General features: G+C 60.8%; 14 protein-coding genes and 1 tRNA gene. 4 read left to right on the forward strand and 11 right to left on the reverse strand.

Features of this window, described 5'->3' with window-relative positions; all coding sequences use genetic code 11:
- Positions 1–134: 134 nt before the first annotated feature.
- From glgC to hinT, 10 genes are all read right to left on the reverse strand, one after another.
- Positions 135–1,451: a glucose-1-phosphate adenylyltransferase gene (gene glgC / locus OKC40_RS08940; protein ID WP_042655852.1), complete on the reverse strand. Its 1,317-nt coding sequence runs from the start codon at positions 1,449–1,451 to the stop codon at positions 135–137.
- Between the two features lie 228 nt (positions 1,452–1,679).
- On the reverse strand, positions 1,680–2,597 hold the full coding sequence (gene secF / locus OKC40_RS08945) for a protein translocase subunit SecF (RefSeq protein WP_202904466.1): 918 nt from the start codon (positions 2,595–2,597) through the stop codon (positions 1,680–1,682).
- 151 nt (positions 2,598–2,748) lie between these two features.
- On the reverse strand, positions 2,749–4,551 hold the full coding sequence (gene secD / locus OKC40_RS08950; protein WP_270794862.1) for a protein translocase subunit SecD: 1,803 nt from the start codon (positions 4,549–4,551) through the stop codon (positions 2,749–2,751).
- 158 nt (positions 4,552–4,709) lie between these two features.
- A complete protein-coding gene (locus tag OKC40_RS08955) occupies positions 4,710–5,144 on the reverse strand; it encodes a hypothetical protein (RefSeq protein WP_058053844.1) in 435 nt (144 codons plus the stop codon).
- Positions 5,145–5,242: 98 nt separating this feature from the next.
- Complete coding sequence (locus tag OKC40_RS08960; RefSeq protein WP_270794864.1) at positions 5,243–6,100, reverse strand: DUF6279 family lipoprotein; 858 nt, start codon at positions 6,098–6,100, stop codon at positions 5,243–5,245.
- A 3-nt stretch (positions 6,101–6,103) separates the two neighbouring features.
- The gene (locus OKC40_RS08965; RefSeq protein ID WP_270794865.1) at positions 6,104–6,940 is read right to left on the reverse strand and encodes a choline/ethanolamine kinase family protein; all 837 of its coding nucleotides are present in this window, start codon (positions 6,938–6,940) and stop codon (positions 6,104–6,106) included.
- Positions 6,930–7,526 (reverse strand): penicillin-binding protein activator LpoB, encoded by a 597-nt coding sequence (gene lpoB, locus OKC40_RS08970; RefSeq protein WP_270794866.1) that lies wholly within the window; start codon positions 7,524–7,526, stop codon positions 6,930–6,932. The genes OKC40_RS08965 and lpoB overlap by 11 nt, the downstream gene beginning before the upstream one ends.
- The gene (locus OKC40_RS08975; protein ID WP_042022171.1) at positions 7,526–7,924 is read right to left on the reverse strand and encodes a YcfL family protein; all 399 of its coding nucleotides are present in this window, start codon (positions 7,922–7,924) and stop codon (positions 7,526–7,528) included. Before OKC40_RS08975 ends, lpoB begins: the two co-directional genes overlap by 1 nt.
- Positions 7,925–8,006: 82 nt before the next feature.
- On the reverse strand, positions 8,007–9,443 hold the full coding sequence (locus OKC40_RS08980; RefSeq protein WP_270794867.1) for a COG3014 family protein: 1,437 nt from the start codon (positions 9,441–9,443) through the stop codon (positions 8,007–8,009).
- Entirely contained in the window at positions 9,443–9,793 is a 351-nt protein-coding gene (gene hinT / locus OKC40_RS08985; RefSeq protein ID WP_075114126.1) for a purine nucleoside phosphoramidase, read from the reverse strand. Before hinT ends, OKC40_RS08980 begins: the two co-directional genes overlap by 1 nt.
- Before the next feature lie 252 nt (positions 9,794–10,045).
- Between hinT and OKC40_RS08990 the strand changes: the two genes are divergently transcribed.
- Positions 10,046–12,058 carry a methyl-accepting chemotaxis protein gene (locus tag OKC40_RS08990; protein WP_270794869.1) on the forward strand — a complete coding sequence of 671 codons (2,013 nt, stop codon included), beginning with the start codon at positions 10,046–10,048 and terminating at the stop codon, positions 12,056–12,058.
- Positions 12,059–12,136: 78 nt separating this feature from the next.
- On the opposite strand, the gene OKC40_RS08995 is transcribed toward OKC40_RS08990, so the two are convergent.
- Positions 12,137–13,012, reverse strand: coding sequence for a 6-pyruvoyl trahydropterin synthase family protein (locus tag OKC40_RS08995; protein ID WP_182939354.1), 876 nt, complete (start codon positions 13,010–13,012; stop codon positions 12,137–12,139).
- Positions 13,013–13,091: 79 nt separating this feature from the next.
- On the opposite strand from OKC40_RS08995, the gene OKC40_RS09000 reads away from it, so the two are divergent.
- From OKC40_RS09000 to OKC40_RS09010, 3 genes are all read left to right on the forward strand, one after another.
- Complete coding sequence (locus OKC40_RS09000; protein ID WP_270794871.1) at positions 13,092–14,435, forward strand: dihydroorotase; 1,344 nt, start codon at positions 13,092–13,094, stop codon at positions 14,433–14,435.
- A 112-nt stretch (positions 14,436–14,547) separates the two neighbouring features.
- Positions 14,548–14,624, forward strand: a tRNA-Pro gene (locus OKC40_RS09005).
- Between the two features lie 281 nt (positions 14,625–14,905).
- A complete protein-coding gene (locus tag OKC40_RS09010; protein ID WP_333563267.1) occupies positions 14,906–15,337 on the forward strand; it encodes a CC0125/CC1285 family lipoprotein in 432 nt (143 codons plus the stop codon).
- Position 15,338 lies beyond the last annotated feature (1 nt).

Below are 15,338 nucleotides of genomic sequence, written 5' to 3' on the forward strand. Positions count from 1 at the left end.
TGAAAAGCCACTGGCGTAATCTTATCTTTACGGCCTGGCAAGGGGAGGTCGCATGGCGGGGGCAAGTGGCCGTAAAAAACGGGAGCCTGCAAGGGCTCCCGTTGTTTGTCGCGATAGCAGTGCGGGGCGGAGAGTTATGCCGGCACGGCCTGCTCTACAGCCTGCTTGCGCGCCGTTTTTGCCAGTGCATCCAGCATCGGCTTGGTGACCAGTACGATCCCCTGTTCGGAACGATGGAAGCGGCGGGCATCTTCATCGGCGTTCTCACCGATCACCATCCCTTCCGGCAGCTTGCACCCCTTGTCGATCACTACCCGACGCAGCCGGCAACCTGCGCCGATCTCCACACCCGGGAAGATCACTGCCTGATCCAGGGTGCAGAATGAATCGACCCGTACATTGGTGAAGAGCACCGAACTCAGGATGAAGGAGCCGCTGACGATGGTGCCGCCAGAGAACATCGAGTTGATGGTCATGCCGTGCTGGCCATTTCTGTCCTGCACGAACTTGGCGGAGGGGGTCATGTTCTGGCTGGTCCAGATGGGCCACTCCTGATCGTAGATATCGAGCTCCGGGGTCACCGAGGCAAGATCCATATTGGCTTCCCAGAAGGAGTCTACGGTGCCTACATCGCGCCAATAGGGGGCTCTGTCAGGGGCACAACCGACGCAGGACATGCTGAACGGGTGAGCGTAAGCGGTGCCCTCTTTCACCACGCGGGGGATCACGTCCATGCCGAAATCGTGGTGGGACTGCGCGTTGGCGATATCTTCATCCAGCAGCTGATAGAGATACTCGGCATCGAAGATATAGACCCCCATGGAGGCGAGGGCGTGCTCTGGTTTGCCCGGCATGGCGGGCGGATTGGCCGGTTTTTCGACAAACGCATTGATCTTGCGATCATCATCCACTGCCATCACCCCGAAGGCGCTTGCCTCGCTGCGCGGTACTTCGATACAGGCCACGGTGACCTTGGCGCCCATATTGACGTGATCCAGCAGCATGGCGGCGTAATCCATCTTGTAGATGTGATCGCCCGCCAGCACCACCACATATTTGGGGGCGTGATCGCGGATGATGTCCAGGTTCTGATAGACCGCATCAGCGGTGCCACGATACCAGTTCACCTCGTCCACCCGCTGCTGGGCAGGGAGCAGATCGATAAACTCGTTCATCTGATAGCGCAAGAAGGACCAGCCGGATTGCAGGTGGCGCAACAGGCTGTGGGACTTGTATTGGGTGACGACACCGACCCGGCGGATGCCGGAGTTGATGCAGTTGGAGAGCACGAAATCGATGATGCGGAATTTGCCGCCAAAATGCACCGCAGGCTTGGCCCGGTTGTCGGTTAACTGTTTGAGGCGACTCCCCCGCCCTCCTGCGAGCACCAAGGCCATGGTCTCGTTCAGCAACTGTCTGGATTTCGCTGTATTGGCAGGTTGTAACAACATCTCATATCCCTTTGTAGATAAATCACTACAATGGTGCCGCTTTTGAGCCCTCAAGAAAGTGCTTTCAGTCACATTTTGGCGGTTGATTTCGTAACAAAATGACTCTTCTGTCATTAAAAACGATGTTCCGATCAGAAAGTGTTGCGAATCTGTTCAGTTGTCAATTGAGACGAGACTGGGAGCGGTGGCCCCTGCCGCGGGTTGGCAGGGGCCTGGTCAGTACAAGGGTCAGGCCGCGTTGGCCAGTGGCTCCTCGCTCTTCTTCTGGTAGGCCTGCGGGGTGAGACCCAGCAGCTCCTGCACGGTCGAGGCGACGGTGATGGAGGAGACGGTGCCCACCAGGATCCCGGCAAACAGGGTGAAGGAGAAGCCGTAGAGGGCGTCACCGCCAAACAGCAGCAGGGCGCCTACGGTAAACAGGGTGGTGCCCGAGGTGATCATAGTGCGACTGAAGGTCGCCTTGATGGCCACATCGGAGCACTCGTGGATCCCCATCTGGGTGCGCGAGCTCAGCAGATCCCGCAGCCTGTCCGAGATGACGATGCTGTCGTTGAGGGAGTAGCCGATCACCGCCATCAAGCCAGCGATGATGTTGAGGTCAAACTCGATCTGGCACAGGGAGAGCAGCCCCAGCGCGACTATGGCGTCATGCACCACCGAGAGCAGGATGCCGATGGCCTGACGCCACTCGAAGCGAAATGCCAGATAGGCCGACATCGCCAGCGAAGCCACCAGCACTGCCAGCATCCCCTGCTGGAACAGCTCCGCGCCCACCTGAGGGCCGACGATGGTGGTGCGCAGCAGCTCGACCGGCATCCCCAACTGCTGGGTCAGCATGGTGGCGAGATCCGCCGCGGGCCAGGGCAGTTCGTGCGGTGGCAGCTTGATCAGCCACTCGCCGGGAATACCGGCCGAGCTCAGCTCAACGGCCCCCGCCAGCGGGGAGACCAGCATGGCATTGAGCTCATGGGCCTCTTTCAGGGTCTGGATATGAAACTCCAGCAGGATCCCGCCGGTAAAATCGAGCCCCAGTGTCAGGCCGTTCACCAGCAAGATGGCGACGCTGGCCACGGTCAGCAGGATGGAAGCCCACAGGCCGATATAGCGCCAACGGGTCAGCCCCATGGCAACGATCATTCTCAACATAATTCTCTCCTTGGCCAGCCAGCATCAGGCTGTTGGCCCATCACGACGTGTCGCAACACGCCGGGGAAAAGGGTTCTGCTTTGGCCCGCCCCGGCCATCTCCATGGCCGATGGCGCAGTCAAAGCCGCTCATCAGAGGGACTGCTGTCCCGTTACACCTTCAACGTGCGCTCGCTGCTGCGTCCCCACAGGGGGTTGATGATGGCGCGCGTCCCCCAGATCCCGGTGATCATGCTGGAGAGCAGACCCAGAATGAGGGTGATGGAGAAGCCCTGCAGCGGCCCGGAGCCGATGGAGTAGAGCACCACGGCGCAGATGAGGGTGGTGATGTTGGCATCAAAGATAGTGTGGAAGGCCGAGCGATAGCCAAAGTCGATGGCGTTGGCCAGTGAGCCCCCTTCTCGCAGACGGTCCTTGATCCGCTCGAAGATCAGCACATGGGTATCCACCGCCATGCCCACCGTCAGCACCAGACCGGCGATCCCCGGCAGGGTCAGTACGGCGCCGGGCAGCACCGCCAGCATGCCGACCTGCATCAACAGGTTGGCGACCAGCGCCGTGATGGCAACCCAGCCGAACTTGCGGTACCAGGCCATCATGAACAGCATCATGCCCGCCATGCCGAAGGCCAGCGCGGTGAAGCCCGCCTCGATATTCTGCATCCCCAGGGTCGGGCCAATGGAGCGCTCCTCGAGGATCTTGAGAGGGGCGGTGAGGGCGCCGGCGCGCAGCAGCATTGCCAGCTCTTGCGCCTCCGGCAGACTACCAATGCCGGTGATGCGGAACTGGTTGCCAAGGGCGGTCTGGATGGTGGCGACGTTGATCACCTCGCTCTGGGCGCGCAGCTTGCCATGGGCGTTGGTCTTGTACTCGGTGAAGACGGTCGCCATCGGTTTGCCCACATGTTGGCGGCTGAACTGGTTCATCTTGCTGCCACCCAGGGTGTCGAGCACGATGTTGACCTGGGGTTGGCCCATCTCACCCATGTTGGCGCGGGCATCGACGATGTGCTCGCCGGTCAGCACCGGTTTGCGCGCCATGCCGACGGCCTGACCGCTGCGATCGGCGATATAGAAGTGGCTGTCGGCTTTGGCCTCGTAGAAAGCCAGCGAGGCGGTGGCGCCGATCACCTCTTTCGCCTGCTTGGGGTTGTGAACCCCGGGCAGTTCGATACGGATACCATCCTGCCCCTGACGCACCACCGAGGCCTCGACGATGCCGAGCTCGTTGATCCGTTTTTTCAGGATCGACAGGTTCTGGGTCACGGCGTTGTTGACCAGCAGGGTGCGCTCCGCGTCGCTCAGCACCAGTTTCAGATCATTGCCGGAGCGGGTCAGCTTCCACTGATCCTGACGGGTACCGGCACTCTCCTTGATGATAGAGAGCCAGCTCTCCTGTTCGGCGACCTCCGGCAGGGTCACGGCTACGGCGCCCTGTGCGCTGCGCATGACGCTGGCGCCGCGCAGGTTCGCTTCACGAAATCGGGTGCGCAGGGTATCCACCAGGTTCTTGGTCTGGGTATCGATGACAAAATCCACGTCTACCCCGATCAGCAGCTGGGAGCCGCCACGTAGGTCGAGCCCCAGCTTGATGGGATCGGCGCCGAGGCGGGTGATCCAGCTCGGTGCGTTGGAGTGAAACTCCAGGGTGAGGGCGGCACTGTCGACCCCTTGCTGCTCCAGCAACTGCTTGGCGCGCTGCTGCTCGCCCTGGCTGGCAAAGACCAGTTCGACCCGCTCAGGCTGCTCGATCACCTTGAGCGGTGTCAGGTGTTTGTCGGTCAGCAGCATCTGCTGCTGGGTGGTCAGGCGCTGCTGTCCGTGCAGACCGAGGGAGGGCTGCTCACCGAAAAAGGTGGGCAGGGAGTAAAAGGTAAAGGTCAACAGCATCAACAGCAGCAGTGCGTACTGCCACTTGCTCATGCGGTTGAGAATGGTGCGATTGCTCTTTCTCATGGCAAACAAGCCTCTGTCAGGAGAATGGTGCGCAGGCCGATAGCAGCAAGGCTCGGCAAGGCGCAAAAAATGGGATGCATCGGGTGCGGATCAGGCGGCAGCCGGATCCGTCAGAATGAGGAGATGTGCAAACAGTGGATGTGCCAACCCCTCCGGGGTCAGGCGCTCAGATAGCTCTGGCTGAAGCGGTATTGCAGATGTTGGCGCTGTAGATGACGCCGGTGGATCGCGCCGAAGCGATGACGAAAACTCTGTTTGTGATAGAGCTCGGGGGCCAGCATCAGCCAGCCGAGCAGCAACAGTAGGATGGCCTGGGCAGACCAGCTCTGGATCAGCTCGTAGACCACGCTGTCGGGCTGGTCGTCACTGCGCAGGGATTGTTCGAGACGCAGCAGGTGATTCTGATGGCTGCCGACAAACTTGATGACGCCATCATCGCTGTCGCTCAACTGATTGAACACCTGAGTCTGCTGCTGTTCACTGTGGGGATATGCGGGTAGCAGCGGGCCTTCCATTCGGGTGATGGAACAAAGCAGGGTGAGGGCGATAACCAGGGTTACCAGCACCAGTTTGGCTTTGTCGATAAGGCGCAAAAAGTTAATTCCCGATAAATAGAAAGGGCAAACTACCACAGGCGGCGGCGGAGGGACAACCCTTGCCGCCTAATTAGGATGATTCCGAGGTCGCGTTGTCAGCTTCCGGTCATCTGCTCGAAGTCGCGGGCGTAGCCCTTGAGCAGGGAGTAGAGATGGGCCCGCTGGGAGATGTCCAGCGACTGGCTCATGGCGCTCAGCCAGTTGACCGTGCGCTGGCGCGACTGTTCGGTATAGCCGGTAAAGCGGCCATCCATCAGGCCATCTCCTTCGGCCAGCAGGTCAGTCAGCTCGCGGGTAAAGTCGGGACTCTGGCGCTGCTTCATCAGCCTGTCCAGCTCCTGGGTCCATGACGCCTGAAACTCCAGCCAGGGGGGCATCAGCTCGTATTGCCACTCGGCCCACTGGGCCACCAGTGGCGCCTGTGCCGGTTTCACCTCGCCAATCCAGAACTCGAGCCGCTTGTTCATCTTGTCGCGAAACTCCGCCAGCATCTGTTCTTTGGGTTCGGTGGCGAAGTCGTGCTGCCGTTCCTGTTGCCGCTTGACCCGATCGGTCATGAAGCGGGCGACCTGATCGTCGGTCAGGGTGCGCGCCAGTCTGACCGCGCGGGGAATGGTGTTTTCCAGGGTGCGGGTCAGGCTCTGCTGCACCGCATCGAGGTTGGTCGAGATCTGTGCCGGAGTCATGGGGCTGGCAATGGCTTTGGCCAGCGCATCGAGATCCTTGGCGTAGCGGGGCAGCTCATGCTGGCGGTGCCAGGCCATCAACCCCTTCACTTCGCGGCTGAGCAGATCCTTTTGGGCGTAGGAGAGGGCGAAGTAGTCATCCAGCTGCCAGATGATGGCGGTATCGAGCCAGTAGTAGATCACCCGGGTAGAGCAGCCGGTCAGCAGCAGGCCGATCAGCAGCAGACCCCAGGTTCTCGGCTTGTGCCAGCGCACCTTGTTTATCATCTGTTACTCCAGTCGTTGCCGGTTGATGGCGATCAGGGTGTCATAGTCGTGTGAGGCCTGTTGCTCTGCCATCAGCAGGGCCCAGAGCAGGCCGATATAGTCGACCCAGGGTAAAAATGCCTCGCTCTGAAAATCGGGCCACTGGTGGCGCGGCAGGGCCTGCAGATAGTGCGCTTCCAGCGCGTCGCGCCGCTCGGCGGGCCACTCGTGGGTGCGCTGGATGCTGGCGAGCTCGAAGCCGGGGTGACCTGCCGCGCCATATTCCCAGTCGATGACCCAGGGGTTGCTTCCCAACAAGTTAGCCGGATTGAGATCATGGTGGCAAGGGCGCCAGCAATCATTTGGTTCACTGCTGGCGAGCAAGCCCCGCTCCAGCGAAGGCAGCCAGGAGGGTATGTGGGCCAGCCGGGCGCGATAGCCTGCTGCGTGGGCTCGCACCGCCATCACCACCGCAGGCAGCGGCAGGTGATGGAGCTTGCGCAGCACCTCAGCCAGCAGACGGGGCTGATCGGCTGCCGGTGGCGCCGCGTGCGCCCAGTTGGGCTCATCGCACCATTCGAGCAGCATCAGTCCGCTCGCGGGATCGCCATAGTGGCAGGGTAGCGCCAGCCCTTCGGCCATCGCCCCCTGATAAAGCTGCCACTCGGTGAGACGGTCGATGCCAAGGCGCAGCGGGTCGGGGTGGCCCTGACGCAAAAAGTAACTGCGCCCCGAGGGGAGGCGCAGTCGATAGTTGCAGTTGGTCAGACCTAACCCGAGTGGTTCCAGCTGCCCCTCCCGCCAGGGGGCGGGCAGTCTGGCCAGCAGCGGATCACCGTTGCCCGGTCGGTTACCAGCCAAAGGTGGATTTCTTCGCCTGTTTGCGGATCTCTTTCTGATCGGCCCACAGCAGTTCGCCGTTTTGCAGATCCATCAGGTTCATGGTCATCTGGTAGTAGACATCCTTCACCTTGCCATTGTCCTTGACGATGCTGCTGAGGTTGCCATAGACCATGTAGCGGGCACCGGTCTGTTTGCCCAGACGTACCATGGAGGCCGGGTCTACCATGCCGCTGCTCTGCTGATATTCGAGCTGCTGTTTGACGGCGGCGACTTTGCTCATGTCAACGAAGCGGAATTTGCCGGCCCGCAGCAGCTTGGTGCGGATGGTATCGGTGATGGCTTCGGTATCAATGTGCTCGGAGGTCTTGTTGCGGATGGAGTCCATAAACATCACCGGACGACCGCCCACGGTGATCTCGCTGGTGGCGGGGGAGGCGAGCATGGAGTCCGCCATCTTGTCGGCGATGGCCTGCAGATCGCTTGAGCCGTAATCGACGGTGACGGTTTCGGTTTCAGTGGGATCGCCATAGCTGACGGTGGTGCTGGAGCAGCCGCCCAGCAGCAACGCGCCGGTCAGGATCAGCAGGGCATGATTCATTTTCATCAGTTGGATTCCTCAATCACTTCGCGTACGTAAATCCGGTAACCCTGCGCCGCCGGGCTGGGCGCCAGGGCCGAGAGGGTGCGGGTCTGATAGCCATGCAGCTTGATGGGGGTCCAGCCACGGCCATCGCTGGCGACCTCCTGACCGGCCTCATCATACCAATAGAACATGTATTGCAGTTTGTTATCGCCGCGCTGGGTGCTGGCGGCGGCCACATTGACCTGCAGCAGGCCATTTTGCTGGCGGCGGCTCAACTCGGTCAGGGTGACATTGACGTTTTGATGCTGCTCCAGCGTGGGAGCGCCGCCCGCCGGGCCATAGAGCGCAATGCCGGAGGTATTGGTGGCGCAGCCGCTGAGCAGTAGCGCGAGCCCGAGGGCCAACCCGTATGCTTTCATCTTGCTCTCCTTAATCGGGGTGAGTGGGGCGGCACTGGGGCTGCCCGGTTAATCGTCTTGCTCATCTCTCTTCGCCGTCTGCTCAGAGCGGCATCACCCGGGTGGTCAGACCGGCGCCGAGGCGCTGTACCCAGACCAGGGTGGTGCGTCCCTTGTGGATGGAGAGCGGCAATTGCCGCTGCGCCGCCCCTGCGCTCAGGGTGAGGTTCACATCGCCCGCAGGCACCATCCCCTGCCAGCTTGATGCCTTAGCTGGTAGCGTCAGCCAGCTGCGGGTATCGGCCCGCTCGGAGAGGGTATTGAAGATCCCCACCAGAATATTGCCCACATCGCCCCCCTCTTTGGCAGCGGTGTGGCGCATCTGCTCTTTGGCCACCAGTCGCAGCGCCTGACGGGTCAGCATGCCGGGCAGCCGCTCTTGCAGGTCTTTGGCGGCCAGCGCTTCCAGTCGCACCAGCTCGCTGGTCTGCTCGACCCGTTTGCCGCTCTCTACCGTCAGCGGGCCGGTGTCGCTGGCCCGATTATCGTAATAGGGGATGGCGACGGTAAAGGTACGAAAATCGCCGCTGGAAGTGGAGATGGGCAGCGGCAGGAACAGCTCGCGCCGCGCCGGGATCAAGCCATCTTCAAACAGCACCACCAGTTGGCCTTGATCCTTGGCAAGCGGCGGCGCTTTGCGGCCCACCTTTTTTTCGGTCGCGCGGATCTCGTCCGGCGAACCACGCAGCCGCGCCAGTCGCAGCAAGGCATCTTGCAGGCTGCGGTTGTCCGGTGCTATCTGGTAGCCGCGCTGATAGTCGACCCAGGCATCGTTGAGATCCCCGGCAGCTTCATAGAGCACGGCGGAAAAATAGAAGGTGTAGGCGTTCTGAAAACCGTTTTTGACCTTACCGATCAACCGGTCGAGATCCGGTGCGCCGCGCGACATCAGCTGGCGCATCTCGCCTTCTGCCTCGGCCTCTTCGCTCTCGTCCTTTGCCTTGCGAACCTCATCGGCTCGCCGTTTCAGGGCTTGCTCCTGCACCTGATTGGCGCGGCGAACCTCAACCAGCGCGCCATCGGCATCTCCCCGTTGCAGGTAGTTGAGGGCCAGATAGTGGTGCAGCATGGTGCGTTCGTAATCGGGGGTGAGATAGGCCATCGACTGATCGTTGGTGAGCAGACTGCCCACCTGATCGAGCCCGTGACTCAGCCGGTATTCGGCCTGATTGTCTTCCCACTCAAGGCGGCTGTCGGCGGCGGTGAACGCCTGCTTGCTGCCGGCATCCTGTCCCGCCAGCCAGGCGATGCGCCCCTCTTCAAGGCGATCGAGGACAAAGGTGTCATCGCCAAGGGTGGAGTCACGCACCTCGGGCAGCGCCTCGGCGGCATGGCCCAGCAGCAGCTGGTTGCGCAGGGGCACCATCTGATCGGAGCAGGAGACGAACATATCCTGCCACTGGGAGGCGCAGCCCCCCAGCAACAGCAGGGCGCCGCAGAGCAACAGGGCGCTGCGGCAGGTTGAGGCGTGGCGATTCATTACAGGCTGAGCAGCGGCCCCAGCGGCTGGCCACCGACCAGATGCATGTGGATGTGGTAGACCTCCTGCCCGCCGTGGCGGTTGCAGTTCATGATGAGGCGGTAGCCATCTTCGGCGATGCCCGCCTCAGCGGCCAGCTTGCGGGCCACGGTGAACATCCGGCCAAGGGCCAGTTCATGTTCGGCTTCCACGTCGTTGACGGTGGGGATCAGGGTATTGGGGATGATCAGAACATGGGTCTTGGCCTTGGGCTGGATATCCCGGAATGCGGTGACCAGATCGTCTTGATAAAGGATGTCGGCAGGGATCTCTTTACGGATGATTTTGCTGAAAATGGTTTCTTGCGCCATGGCTAACTCCCTTATATGAAACAGAAAATTGAACTAGAACCCCAAGCGGCTCCCGAAAGGGGGGCGAGCAGCACGCCAAGTGTGACACAAGCCGACATTTGACACAGCTGATGTCCCATTCCCTTCAGTTATTGTTAAAAATACCGATAGCCAGAGGGACGTCATCTGCACCGCCTGTTCAGGGTGGTCTGCAGGGTATCAAAAGGACGGGGTACTCAGGCAAGGGACTTTTGCATATACAGCGGGACAATAATGAAACAAACAATGTCGGATCTCTCCATCTTGCAGCGAGTCTACCTTGGCTTCGCGATCCTGGTGGCCGTGATGGTGGCCAGTTCACTGCTCACATTTCGTAGTCAGGAGACCCTGGGGAACGCACTGGAACAGGTTACCCAGCAGTCGATGCCGCTGGTGATTGCCAGCAGCCAGACCCAGATCACCCTGCTCAGTGCCAACAAGTGGCTGGGGGATGTGCTCACCGAGCAGGATCCCAAACAGCTGCCGGCCGAAGTGGCCGAACTGAAACAGGCCAAGGCCGCGGTAGGCAAGAGTCTTGACGCCTTGCGCCAGCAGGTCGCCCACCACCCCGAACTGCAAGGGGAGATGAGCAGCCTCAGCCAGCAGGTCGACAGCTATCTGCAACTGACTGACACCCTGCCCGGCGAACATGAGGCGCTGCTCACCCGGCTGCACAAGGTCAATCTGGCCAAGGGGCAGTTTCAGGTCAGTCTGCCCCAGTTCAAGAAGAGTCTGGGGGACATGATGGTCACCATCGACGACAGCTTCATCAAGATGCTCTCCGAGACCCTGACCACCAAGCTCTCCGCCATCGAACTCTCCACCATGGACGCCCTCAACCAGACCATTCCGGCTCCAATCGAAGGGGCGCTCAAGCGCAACAAGATGCAGATTGAAGGGTTCAACAGCACCATCAAGGATCTGCAGAGTGAGCTGAAGAACTTCGAGAACGACATGGGCCACTATGTTCACGGCTTCGTACGTGACACCACCGCGAGCGAAGGCGTGCTCTCCCAGTATCTGGCGCTGATGAAGCAGCAGGAGCAGATGCGGGAGAAGAGCAAGCAGGCCAGCGCGCTCATCGTCGAGATCCAGAACCGGCTTGAGCGGATCACCGGCCAGAGCCAGCAGCTGATGAGCCAGAGCATTGCGCACGCCAGAGCGGTGCAGAGCCAGAGCACCCTGACTCAGGGGGCCAGCATCGTGGTCGCCATCCTGATCGCCATGCTGGTGGCCTACACCCTCGGCAAAGCCATTCGCCGCCCGCTCAGGGAGCTGCTGCGGGTGCTGACCGAAGTGACTCAGGGCGACATGACCCAGCGCATCGGTTTTCAGAGCAAGAACGAATTCGGTCAGCTGGGCAGCCAGATAAACCTGCTGATCGCTCAGATGGGGGAGGTGCTGGCGCAGCTTTCACAAGCGTCGGCCCAGCTTAACGATGCCGCCCACGGCAACCGCCACACCACCGAATCGGTGCGGGCGGATCTGGAGAAACAGCGTCAGGAGACCGCCTCGGTCGCCGCCGCCATGACCCAGATGGAGGCCTCGGTGCGGGAGGTGGCGCAGGCTGCCAACCAGACCCTGGAGCGGGTGCAGGATGTGGAGAAGGCCTCCGAGACCGGCCGCAAGGTGATGGCAGGCAATATCACCACCACTCATCAGCTGGCGGGCAAGCTGCAACAGACCGGCAAGGTGATTGGCGATGTGAGCGACATGAGCGGCCAGATCGGCAATATCCTCGACGTCATTCGCGGCATCGCCGAGCAGACCAACCTGCTGGCCCTCAACGCCGCCATCGAAGCGGCGCGGGCCGGTGAGCAGGGGCGCGGATTTGCGGTGGTGGCGGATGAGGTGCGTAGTCTGGCTGGCCGCACCGCCCAGTCCACCAGCGAGATCCAGACCATGATCGAGAACCTGCAGCAGGGGGTTGCCAAGGCGGTGACCGTGATGCAGGAGTGCTCTCGCGAAATGGATAGCTGCGTGGAGCAGAGCTCTCACGCCAACAACGCCATGGAGGAGGTGCAGGGGATCGTGGTGCTGATCAGCGACATGTCGAGCCAGATCGCCTCTGCCGCCGAGCAGCAGCAGGCTACCAGCGCCGATATCGCCACCAACCTCAACCGCATCTCCGATATCTCGGATCTCAACTATCAGGGGATCGAGCGGGTGGCCGAGACCAGCCAGCAGCTCGACTCCCTCGCCGAGCAGCAGGAGAGTCTGGTCAAGCGCTTCCGCCTCAGTGCTTGATGGTCGCGAGCTGAAAGAGCTGAAAATAGAAGGCCCCGCAGATGCGGGGCCTTGTTATTGCGGTAGTCAACGCAGAAATTACGCGTAGGCGATGGCACCCTTGCCGACCCCTTCATAGGCGACAATCTTGACGAACTTGTCGCCCACCATCTTCTTCACTTCGCGGGCGATGTAGCAGGCCAGCAGCTCGACCGTGGTGTCGGTGTCGATCATCTCCACCTCGGCGCTGGGGATGGCCAACTGGAACAGCCCCTGCGGCGCCACATATTTGAAGCCAGTGTGATGCTCGCCAAGCTGGGCATTGGCGCGGGGGCTCAAGGCGAGCTCGGTCTGCGCCACCTTGTCTTCCTCGGTGCCGAGGTAGATATCGCCCCAGCGTTCGGCCCAGTTGAGCTCAAGTTCACCATCGCGCTCACCATCGACGTGGATCTCGATGGGGGAGCGATGGCCGTGGGCGATGCGCTGGCAGTTGCCATCGTGCTTTTTCAGGCCGTGGCTGTAGTGGTAGAAGGCACCGTCGATGGCTTCGTGGCGCAGGGTCAGCGACAGATCCTTGATATTGCCCGGCAGCCGTTTGGCCAGTACCGCCAGCAGGTAGCGAGTCACCGACTCTTTATCGACCAGAGGCGCGGGGATAAAGGCGAAGCCCTGGGTTGGGCAACGCAGGTGGATGGAGCGCCCCGGGCGCAGCAGATCCACCGTGCTTTCGTCGCCATCCAGGGTTTCGATATGGATCAGCGGGCACTCGGTCGGCACCAGCAGCTTGTGGTCCACCTCTTCATCGATGATCGACTTGATCAGCTTCTTTACCCGGCCAAAGTCCAGCAGCATGCTCATTTCGTTGAGCTCACCGCTCATTTCGATATCTACCAGCCAGCTCTCGCCGACCATGCCGCGGCGTTCGCACAGGTAGCTGGAGTCGATCACGGTCAAATCTCTTACAAATAACTTCATCAGTCAGGCCTTGCTACAGAGAAAGGGCAGTTTGCGATATTATGACCCGCGATTATCGGCAAAGGAACTGGAACCCCCCATGAACAAACTGCTTATCAAAAATGCCACCCTGGTCAACGAAGGCCGCATCTATGCCTCTGACGTGTTGATCGAGGGGGAACGGATTGCCCGCATCGCCCCGGATATCGAGGCGCCCGATGCGCTGGTCATCGATGCCGCAGGTCGTCACCTCATCCCCGGAATGATCGATGATCAGGTCCACTTCCGGGAGCCGGGATTGACCCACAAGGGGACCATCGCCAGCGAATCCCGCGCCGCCGTCGCCGGTGGCACCACCAGTTTCATGGAAATGCCCAACGTCAATCCCCAGACCACCACCCTCGACGCCCTCGAAGCCAAATACCAGATCGCCGCCAACTCCTCCGTCGCCAACTACAGCTTCTATCTCGGCGCCACCAACGACAACCTGGAAGAGATCAAGCGACTCGATCCCAAGCAGTCTTGCGGGGTCAAGGTGTTCATGGGCTCCTCGACCGGCAACATGCTGGTGGACAATCAGGAGACCCTGGCGGCCATCTTCCGCGAGAGTCCGGTGATGATCGTCACCCACTGCGAAGACACCCCGACCATCGCCAAAGCGGAAGAGGCGGCGCGGGCCAAGTGGGGCGAGAATGTGCCGATGAGCGAGCACGGCCGCATTCGCAGTGACGAGGCGTGCTACAAATCCTCCAGCATGGCGGTGGCGCTGGCCAAACAGTACGGCGCCAAGCTGCACGTGCTGCATCTGACCTCGGCCAAGGAGCTGTCGCTCTTTACCGCTACTCCGGATCTGCGCGAGCTGAAGGACAAAAACATCACCGCCGAGGTGTGTGTGCATCATTTGTTCTTCAACGAGGCCGATTACGACACCCTGGGCAGCCAGATCAAGTGCAACCCGGCGGTGAAGAGCGCGGCTGACCAGCACGCGCTGCTCGATGCGGTGCGCAATGACGTGCTCGATATCATTGCCACCGACCACGCCCCCCACACCTGGGAAGAGAAGCAGAACAGCTACTTCAAGGCGCCGTCCGGCGTGCCGCTGGTACAACACTCCCTGCAGGCGCTGCTGGAGCTCTACCACAACGGCGTGTTCACTCTGGAGACCATCGTCAAGAAGACCTCCCACGCGGTGGCCGAGCGTTTTCAGGTGGAAGATCGCGGTTATATCCGCGAAGGTTACTTCGCCGATCTGGTGTTGCTGGATCTGGGCAAGCCCTATGTGGTCAACGATGACAACCTTCTCTACCACTGCGGCTGGTCGCCCTTCAACGGCTACCGCTTCCACAGCACGATAGAGATGACTCTGGTGAACGGCCAGATTGCCTGGCAGAACGGTCAGGTTAGCGACGGTATTTTGGGCAAGCGGCTGACCTTTAACCGCTGATTGTTCGCAAAGCAGGCGAACGCACCGTGGTCGGGGAATTGGCCGTGTTTCCCTGTTGACAGGGCGGGGTCATCTCCATAAACTCTGCCCCCGTCAGCCGAGCTGACTCCGTCGGTGTGTAGCGCAGCCAGGTAGCGCATCTGCATGGGGTGTAGAGGGTCGGAGGTTCGAATCCTCTCACACCGACCAAATTCCCCGGTAAAGGCCTTGTCAAACGACAAGGCCTTTTCTTTTGCGCGCAATTCGGTGCCGATATGTGGCCCGGACAGGCGAAGCTGGCCGGAAGGGCGGGCAGAGGCAGCAGCGAACAGAGACGGGTAGAAGAGGCGGCTAGAAGCAACGGAGAGCGGAGATAGCCACTGTGATTGTGTCGCCACCGGGGTTTGTGCTGTAGTAACGGCTCAGTTGCCACCCCCCCCCAGCCGAGGTCTTCTGTGCCTGCACGTCTGTTCAAACCGGTTTGTCTGCTGATGCTCACCCTGCTGTTGGTGGGTTGCGCCACCCCTTACCAGAGTGAAAAGTCGTTCTGGAATGGCCAGACCGGTTTCTCCCAGACCCGGCTTGGCCCGGACAAGTGGCAGCTGGAGTTTGTCGGCAACGATCTGGTAGACAGGGAGACCGCCCGCAAATATGTGCTCAAGCGGGCAGGGGAGCTGGCGCTCGCAGAAGGCTATGGCTGGCTCGGCGTCGATGAACTGACTATTACCCGTGATGCCGTCAGGGTGACGCCATCACGGCCGATCTTCGGCTTTGACGATGATGAACCGGATCTCTTTATGGCCCAGATGCAGGTGCAGCACCGCATCTCGGCGCTGCTCACTTTTCGCCTGTTGCCACGGGCAATCGACGAGCGAACCCTCAACGCGAAATATCTCGCCACAATTAAAACCAACAGCGATTAAT

The organism is Aeromonas sp. QDB11, assembly GCF_027705265.1.
Classification (GTDB): domain Bacteria; phylum Pseudomonadota; class Gammaproteobacteria; order Enterobacterales; family Aeromonadaceae; genus Aeromonas; species Aeromonas allosaccharophila.

Coding starts and splice junctions, on each gene's coding strand:
- glgC (WP_042655852.1), bottom strand. CDS start 1,451: ATGTTGTTACAACCTGCCAATACAGCGAAATCCAGACAGTTGCTGAAC.
- secF (WP_202904466.1), bottom strand. CDS start 2,597: ATGTTGAGAATGATCGTTGCCATGGGGCTGACCCGTTGGCGCTATATC.
- secD (WP_270794862.1), bottom strand. CDS start 4,551: ATGAGAAAGAGCAATCGCACCATTCTCAACCGCATGAGCAAGTGGCAG.
- OKC40_RS08960 (WP_270794864.1), bottom strand. CDS start 6,100: ATGATAAACAAGGTGCGCTGGCACAAGCCGAGAACCTGGGGTCTGCTG.
- lpoB (WP_270794866.1), bottom strand. CDS start 7,526: ATGAAAATGAATCATGCCCTGCTGATCCTGACCGGCGCGTTGCTGCTG.
- OKC40_RS08975 (WP_042022171.1), bottom strand. CDS start 7,924: ATGAAAGCATACGGGTTGGCCCTCGGGCTCGCGCTACTGCTCAGCGGC.
- OKC40_RS08980 (WP_270794867.1), bottom strand. CDS start 9,443: ATGAATCGCCACGCCTCAACCTGCCGCAGCGCCCTGTTGCTCTGCGGC.
- hinT (WP_075114126.1), bottom strand. CDS start 9,793: ATGGCGCAAGAAACCATTTTCAGCAAAATCATCCGTAAAGAGATCCCT.
- OKC40_RS08990 (WP_270794869.1), top strand. CDS start 10,046: ATGAAACAAACAATGTCGGATCTCTCCATCTTGCAGCGAGTCTACCTT.
- OKC40_RS08995 (WP_182939354.1), bottom strand. CDS start 13,012: ATGAAGTTATTTGTAAGAGATTTGACCGTGATCGACTCCAGCTACCTG.
- OKC40_RS09000 (WP_270794871.1), top strand. CDS start 13,092: ATGAACAAACTGCTTATCAAAAATGCCACCCTGGTCAACGAAGGCCGC.
- OKC40_RS09010 (WP_333563267.1), top strand. CDS start 14,906: ATGCTCACCCTGCTGTTGGTGGGTTGCGCCACCCCTTACCAGAGTGAA.